The sequence below is a fragment of the Pseudoalteromonas sp. McH1-42 genome (assembly GCF_022347845.1).
Classification (GTDB): domain Bacteria; phylum Pseudomonadota; class Gammaproteobacteria; order Enterobacterales; family Alteromonadaceae; genus Pseudoalteromonas; species Pseudoalteromonas rubra_D.
Genome location: NZ_JAKRFU010000033.1, coordinates 40,190 through 47,214, shown reverse-complemented (window position 1 = coordinate 47,214; position 7,025 = coordinate 40,190). Strand labels below are relative to the sequence as shown.

Annotated in this window: 6 protein-coding genes and 1 tRNA gene; 6 read left to right on the top strand and 1 reads right to left on the bottom strand. The window is 47.3% G+C overall.

Translation table 11 applies throughout. The annotated features are described in order from the left end of the window. Nucleotides 1-113: 113 nt before the first annotated feature. The 6 genes from MHN31_RS22450 (at nucleotide 114) to zigA (ending at nucleotide 5,370) form a co-directional block, all read left to right on the top strand. Nucleotides 114-189, top strand: a tRNA-Glu gene (locus tag MHN31_RS22450). 211 nt (nucleotides 190-400) lie between these two features. Next, nucleotides 401-1,981: a PAS domain-containing methyl-accepting chemotaxis protein gene (locus tag MHN31_RS22445; RefSeq protein WP_194868535.1), complete on the top strand. Its 1,581-nt coding sequence runs from the start codon at nucleotides 401-403 to the stop codon at nucleotides 1,979-1,981. A gap of 123 nt (nucleotides 1,982-2,104) precedes the next feature. Further along, the gene (locus MHN31_RS22440; RefSeq protein WP_125564448.1) at nucleotides 2,105-2,659 is read left to right on the top strand and encodes a hypothetical protein; all 555 of its coding nucleotides are present in this window, start codon (nucleotides 2,105-2,107) and stop codon (nucleotides 2,657-2,659) included. A 58-nt stretch (nucleotides 2,660-2,717) separates the two neighbouring features. Beyond that, nucleotides 2,718-3,515, top strand: a complete 798-nt coding sequence (locus MHN31_RS22435) for a hypothetical protein (protein WP_239445365.1) — start codon at nucleotides 2,718-2,720, stop codon at nucleotides 3,513-3,515. Between the two features lie 145 nt (nucleotides 3,516-3,660). Beyond that, on the top strand, nucleotides 3,661-4,104 hold the full coding sequence (locus MHN31_RS22430) for a TraR/DksA C4-type zinc finger protein (RefSeq protein WP_239445364.1): 444 nt from the start codon (nucleotides 3,661-3,663) through the stop codon (nucleotides 4,102-4,104). Between the two features lie 54 nt (nucleotides 4,105-4,158). Then, the gene (gene zigA, locus MHN31_RS22425) at nucleotides 4,159-5,370 is read left to right on the top strand and encodes a zinc metallochaperone GTPase ZigA (protein ID WP_239445363.1); all 1,212 of its coding nucleotides are present in this window, start codon (nucleotides 4,159-4,161) and stop codon (nucleotides 5,368-5,370) included. Here zigA and MHN31_RS22420 read toward each other — a convergent pair. Beyond that, nucleotides 5,367-6,947 (bottom strand): L-lactate permease, encoded by a 1,581-nt coding sequence (locus tag MHN31_RS22420; protein WP_239445362.1) that lies wholly within the window; start codon nucleotides 6,945-6,947, stop codon nucleotides 5,367-5,369. The two genes, zigA and MHN31_RS22420, sit on opposite strands and share 4 nt — an antisense overlap. Between the last annotated feature and the right edge of the window lie 78 nt (nucleotides 6,948-7,025).

The window sequence follows — 7,025 nt, the reverse complement described above, 5'->3', positions numbered from 1 at the left end:
GGCGGTAACAGGGGTTCGAATCCCCTAGGGGACGCCACTTACTTCGGTAAGTAAAATACTCGTATGGTAAGAGTCTAAATAACCAGTCCTAGTGACACAGGAACAATGCCTGCGTCCCCTTCGTCTAGAGGCCTAGGACACCGCCCTTTCACGGCGGTAACAGGGGTTCGAATCCCCTAGGGGACGCCATTCTTCTTAGCAATATCATTCTTTTTTGAAATATATCCTCATAGTTTTCCTATTAGATTTATCCTCCTCTGTTTTGTTATTTTCAATATTCTGATGAATTTTTTCATATATTTCATTTACTTGAATTATTTGATTTAAAACAAAGTTAAGGCTTTATTAACAAGCTCACCTAAGAAAAATGGGTTAGTATCGCGTTTTTTAGGTGAGTATCATGGCCAAAAGGTGTACCGATTATACGGATAAAGAAAATGATTATCCGGTCTCTTATAACCTCTTATCTACCACAGATACAAAAGGGCGGATCACATACGCGAACCAGAGCTTTTGTGATGTTGCTGGCTTCGCATTAGATGAGCTGGAAGGGCAGCCACATAACCTGGTACGTCACCCAACTATGCCCAAAGCCGCATTTAAAGATCTCTGGCAATTCATCGGGTCAGGCAAGCCCTGGATGGGCATAGTAAAAAATCGCTGTAAAAATGGAGACCATTACTGGGTCAATGCTTATGTGACGCCAATCAATGATGAGCTTGGTCAAACTGCCGAGTATCAATCCGTGCGAACCAAGCCCGAACGGAAAGTGGTGAAACGAGCTGAAAACATCTACCAGCAACTTGATAAGGGGGTTGATGCGGCAAAATTGACGCGTTCATCTATGTCTTTGTCAGCTCAAATGATGTTGATCCTATTGGTGTCTTATATATTGAGCATGATTTTTACCAGCTTACCTGCACCATGGAACTACATCCTGGAGACTTTATTGCTTGTTGGCGTACTTACGCTGACTTATCAAAGGCTGTCACCGGTGCGTCGTTTGAGTCAAAAAGCCAAACAAGTTTACGACAATCCCCTGATGCAAAAAATCTACCTCAATAAAGTGAATGATGTCGCGGCCATTGAGCTAGCGTTGCTGGCACGCGGCTCTGAGCTACGCGCCGTGCTGGGCAGAGTACAGGATGCCAGTCAGCTTGTTGACCAGCATGCACAAGCAACCGTGTCAGAATGCCACAGCAATACCGAGCTATTACAGGAGCAACAAAGTCAGACTGGTTCTTTGGCGACAGCGATGAACGAAATGACCGCTGCGATTTCTGATATTGCAGGCAATACCAGTGATGCAGCGAACCGCTCTGAAGGGGCGTTGCGCTCAGTATTGGATTCGAACTCTGTGGTGCAGGCCAGCATGCAAACAAACCATGCTTTATGTGAAGAGTTGAGCCGCACTCAGCGTGATATTGCTGAGCTAAATGAACAAACCGTGCATATTGGGGGAGTGGTTGATGTGATACGCGATATTTCGGAGCAGACTAATTTGCTAGCTTTGAATGCGGCAATAGAAGCAGCCAGGGCTGGTGAGCAGGGCCGAGGTTTTGCCGTGGTGGCTGATGAAGTAAGGGCATTGGCACAACGAACTCAGGATTCGACCAGAGAGATTGATGATATAGTCGCTGGGCTCAAACAACGGGCTGAGCGCGCGGTAGCGGCGATTCAAAATGGGGTTGAGAAGTCGACTGAATGTGTGGCTCAAGCTGAGCAAACAAGAGAAAACCTGGCCTCGATAGAGCATATGGTAAAAGATATTTCTGCACTGAATTACGAAATAGCCACTGCGACTGACCAAATGTCGGGTGCTAGTAATGAGATCAACGACAAAGCCGTGAATATCTCCGGGCTTGCGAATGCCTCAATGCAAAGTGCAGACACCACCACTGCAGCGATGAAAAATACAGAGCAAGCGCTGGCCGATCAAGCTGCATTGGTTGATCAGTTTCTGTTGAGACTCAGCAATTAAAAAAATTAAGAAAATGTGAATAAGCAATCTCTTGCTGGTATTATTTAGAATAGCAACTTTATATGTCCAAATCACAGATTTTGACATTGATATGCGTATATAAATCACACATAGGGATAACAAATGAGCAAGTTACAGAAAGCCTCAAAAATGGGTGTCGCAGCACTGATCATGACACTGGCGAACACGCAGGTGAGCGTAGCAGGAGTCGATGGAGGTTACTTCTCCGGTAAAAAGCAAGATTGCGAGATCTGGCGAGACGTTGCGCCTTATAACTGGGCAAATACGACCCGTGGTAATCAATCCATGATTTTTTACTGCAATCGTGGCGGCTACACAGTGACCACGGTTGAGCTAAAGATCAAGCGTATTAGTGATAATACAGTTGTGTTTCGTGAAAAAAGAAAGCAAAACTTGACATCGGGTTATGGTCACGGCTTTTATCCAGATCTGAGTGCGAACATCAACGAAGAGTATAAAATGGAACTGGACTATACCTTCGTTAAACTCAAGCATGGCAAGCCTGTTTGGGACAACAAAAAAACTAAAACGTGCAAACGTACATTCACACCAACCAATGCGAATTCAACGCGCGGAGAGATCTTCTGGTCTATTAAGAGCGCGGGAACGGCCTATCACAACAATGGCTGTCAGGGCGTACGCTTCGATATCCACTAATATAATCAGGCAGGCTGACCGTTTCAGGTCAGTCTGCTAACTGGTATTGGGATGTAGCATGAAAGCTAAATACCTACTGATCAACATCTTGTGCTTTATGCTCGGTTTTCTGATAGCGGCGATGTCACTGTATCAACCCTCCCCGGGGAGCGGCGCGCATGCCGGTAACGCTGAGCACCCGGCTGTACAATCAGCACCTCATTTTGAGACAGGTACCCCGCTTTTGAGCGAGGTAAAGGGGAGACCGAAAGAACAGGCAAACACCACAACAGCATCTACACGTAATAGCGGGCGCATGCCGAAGCAGGCCAGCACTGACAAGGCTGCTTTACTAGCGATAGCACAGGACATAGGCTTAGACAGTCATGTGTACCCAGACTTAGCGGATTATGCAAGTCAGGATATTGCCAGGCTCATTGAACAGCATTTGCTGACAGACTTTCGCGTTTCAAGCGCGGATATATACACACAGTTTGATGAAATAGAACACTATCTCGAAGAAATGCCACAGCTAGTATCTCAGTACTTTTTCGCGGACTTAATGACACAAAGCCAGTACAAAGGTGAGTTATTTCAGAGTTTTGCGATTCACTTAATGGCACAAAATGTCGAACAGATTGAGGTAAGTACTGAGCGTCTCAGCCAGATACAGGCTCTGATCGCAACAGCCAGCGACAATGAGAGTGAACTGGTGCGTTTAAGCGTGCTAGAGGCGCTGGCCACAATGAGTTCAGACAGAGCCCAGCTGCAACAAGTGTTGAGCCAGTTCACAGAGGAAGAAAGCGCGGTGATACAGGCAAAAATAACTTTGCTAAATTACCATATGTCTTTGACGAATAAACTAAATATTGACTGATCTTATCCTGGCTTGTAGCGCAAAGCTCTACTAACTTACTCAGGCAATATGGCATCGCAAATAAATTTTATCGGGTGATCCTTTTAAATATTATTTTGTTATAATATAACATTGTCAAGTTCAATGTTCTGACAAGGCGCCTGATATGCAAGCACTTAATTCCACTCCCTCAACGCTCACAACGGAGCAAATTCTGGCTGCACCTGAATCCGATTATATGAATGCCGAACAATTGGCATTTTTCAGACAATATCTGGTTGAGTTACATGACTCTACCAGAGCGCGTATTCGCGATACCAAAGCACAAATAATGGATCCGCCTGAATTGGTTGATTTGAGTGACAGAGCATCATGGGAAGAGCAATGTATGATCCTGATGCGCATTGTTGACCGTGAGCAGAAGCTGTTACCTAAAATCCAGCAGGCACTGGAGCGGATCCGGCTCAATGAGTACGGCTATTGTCAGGAAACGGGTGAGCCGATCGGCATTGCCCGCTTGCTGGCAAGACCCACTGCTGAATTATGCGCTGACGTAAAACTGTGCTCTGAACTGAAGGAGCACATGTACGTTAAAGACAGAGATGTCTGACAGAACTTGAACCCACACAATCTACCGTCAAAAACTGTGTAAGGTAATCAAGCAATGGCTAAGTTAAATACATTAAATTTATTGCCCGTAACCGTGTTGTCAGGTTTTCTAGGGGCAGGAAAAACCACGGTGCTGAACCATATTCTAAGTAACCGTGAGGGGCTAAAAGTGGCCGTTATTGTCAATGATATGAGCGAAATCAACATTGATGCTGCCACGGTTCAAAATGAAGTGAGTCTCAATCGGGCCGAGGAAAAATTGGTTGAGATGAGTAATGGATGCATTTGTTGCACACTCAGAGAAGACCTGCTTGAAGAGGTTGACCGGCTGGCGAAGTCGGGTAAATATGATTACCTGGTGATTGAATCAACCGGTATTTCTGAGCCATTGCCCGTAGCTGAAACCTTTACTTTTGCAGATGAGCAGGGGGTAAGTTTATCTGACATCGCCACTTTGGATACTATGGTCACAGTAGTGGATGCGGTGAACTTTCTGAAAGACTACGATCGGGCCGAGGCGTTGCAGGATGTCGGTGAGAGCTTAGGTGAGGAAGATGAGCGTAGTGTGGCCGATTTACTTGTTGAACAGGTTGAATTTGCCGATGTATTGCTGATCAGCAAAACAGATTTGATCTCAGATACTGAGCTTAAACGTTTGCAGAGCATTCTGCGTACACTTAATACCGATGCAGAGCAAATACCCATGGCACATGGCAAGGTCCCTCTGACGCAGGTGTTAAATACCAAAAAGTTCAGTTTTGAAAAAGCCCAGCAGGCGCCCGGCTGGCTCAAAGAGCTCAGGGGCGAGCACATTCCGGAAACGGAAGAGTTTGGCATCAGCAGTTTTACTTTTTGTGCCAGAAGACCCTTCCATCCGGAAAAGTTCTATGACTTCTTACACTGTGACGAGCTGGCCGGTAAGCTTATTCGCTCAAAGGGATTTTTCTGGCTGGCAACCCGGCCTCACTTTGCCGGTAGCTGGAGTCAGGCTGGAGGGATCGCCAGACACGGCGCGGCAGGGTTATTTTGGAAAGCCGTGCCACGAGATCAGTGGCCAGAAGACCCGGAATATATTGCTGCCATTGAAGCGCACTGGGTTGAGCCTTTTGGTGACATGCGACAGGAATTAGTGTTTATTGGTCAGGGGCTGGATAAAGAAGACATTATCCGCCGCCTGAACGCGTGTTTGCTGAGTGAAGAAGACGTACTAAAAGGCCAGCAAGTGTGGAAAATGCTGCCGGATCCTTTCCCTTCCTGGGAGCACTAAATAAAAATCAGCCAGGCAACCAGGCTGGACGTCAGACAGTAATAGAGCATGGGAACCAGGGTGTAACGAATAATATCACCCTCTTTACCATGCAGGCCGACGACACTGGCGGCTGCTACCACATTCACCACCGCAATCATATTGCCGCCATTCGCGCCGAGCATTTGTAGGGCCAGTACCAGCTGCATATCCAGCCCGGCTTCTGTTGCCAATGCTTGCTGAAAGCTGGCAAACATCAGATTAGAAAAGGTTGCCGAGCCCGCGATAAACGCCCCTAATGCACCCACCAGGGGCGCAATCAATAACCAAAAGTCACTCAAGTGTAACGCGACAGATTCAGCCAGTGCCATCGGCATGGCAGGCAGGTCTGCATCATTTATTTCTGAGTGAAGAAAGATGCGTACCATAGGCACGGCTGCGCCCAATGCGATGACCGAGGGCAATAACATACTGGTACTGTTTTGCAGGGCAAGACGAAAGTGTGACATCGTGCCGCCTTGCAACCGCAATGCAAAAAGCGCGGTTACGACAAACACACTGCCTGGCAGATACATAGGCATGACATTAACTGAAATGGCGGATCCCAGGATATGGATCCATTCAAACTGAACGCTTTGAAGTATTGCTTTGAACGGCAATGAGGGGATCCGGGTTAGCACGAGCAATGCGGCAACTAATACATAGGGCAACCAGGCTCTGATCAGGCTCAATGAAGGAGTGTCAGTATTCGACGTCGTTGATATTGTTGTGTTTTCGGGTTTAGGCAATAGAAACCCTTTTTGCGCTAAGGGGCAGACAATCGCTAATCCTGCCATGGCGCCCAGCACAGAGGGAAATTCTGGTCCCAGTAACCAGGCGACGCCATACGCGGGCAGGGTAAAAGCCAGCGCACTGAATACGGCAAAAGGCGCCATCGCAAATCCGGATCGCCAGCTAGGGGCATTGCTGAAAAAGCGACAATACAGCATAACTAAAATCAACGGTAGCAGGGCTGCAACAATAATATCAATACCAATGGCGGTTAAAGCAATGTGCTTAACCTGTGAGTAGTCGATATTTGCTGCACCCTGACCAATTCCGACAATCGCTGGTGTACCAACGGCACCAAATGAGACCGCACTGGAGTCTGCCACCAGTGCCAGTACAACCGCGCTCAGCGGCGTAAACCCCAGGGCAACCAGCAATGGCGCTGCGATGGCTGCGGGTGTACCAAATCCGGCTGCCCCCTCCAGAAAGCTGCCAAATAACCAGGCAATGATAATCAGCTGTACTCGTTTGTCGGGACTGATCCGGGCGAACCCGTGTTTAATGGTGAGGACAGCCCCGGTGTGTTGTAGCACCTTGAGTAAAAAGATTGCCCCGAAAACAATCCATATTATGGTCAGTGCGATGATCAAGCCCTCCAGTGCGGCGGCTGAGATTTGTTGCCAGGGGACTTGCCAGACCAAATAAGCGGATAAAGCGCTAAGCAGCAAACTAAACGGCATAGCTTGCCTCGCAGGTAACCTAAATAACACCAGCAAGAGAAACACGCTAAGGATGGGCACCAGGGCCGTGAGTAGTTGCGGTAGCGTCATCAGAGAATAACCAATCCGTTGCTTAATAATGTGAGCTTAGCATGTGAATAAGACACTGAATATATGGAGTTTGTAACA

Bases quoted from the DNA above. Each gene is read 5' to 3' on its own strand.
- MHN31_RS22435 (WP_239445365.1), top strand. From the start codon at position 2,718: ATGAAAGCTAAATACCTACTGATCAACATCTTGTGCTTTATGCTCGGT.
- MHN31_RS22440 (WP_125564448.1), top strand. From the start codon at position 2,105: ATGAGCAAGTTACAGAAAGCCTCAAAAATGGGTGTCGCAGCACTGATC.
- zigA (WP_239445363.1), top strand. From the start codon at position 4,159: ATGGCTAAGTTAAATACATTAAATTTATTGCCCGTAACCGTGTTGTCA.
- MHN31_RS22420 (WP_239445362.1), bottom strand. From the start codon at position 6,947: ATGACGCTACCGCAACTACTCACGGCCCTGGTGCCCATCCTTAGCGTG.
- MHN31_RS22430 (WP_239445364.1), top strand. From the start codon at position 3,661: ATGCAAGCACTTAATTCCACTCCCTCAACGCTCACAACGGAGCAAATT.
- MHN31_RS22445 (WP_194868535.1), top strand. From the start codon at position 401: ATGGCCAAAAGGTGTACCGATTATACGGATAAAGAAAATGATTATCCG.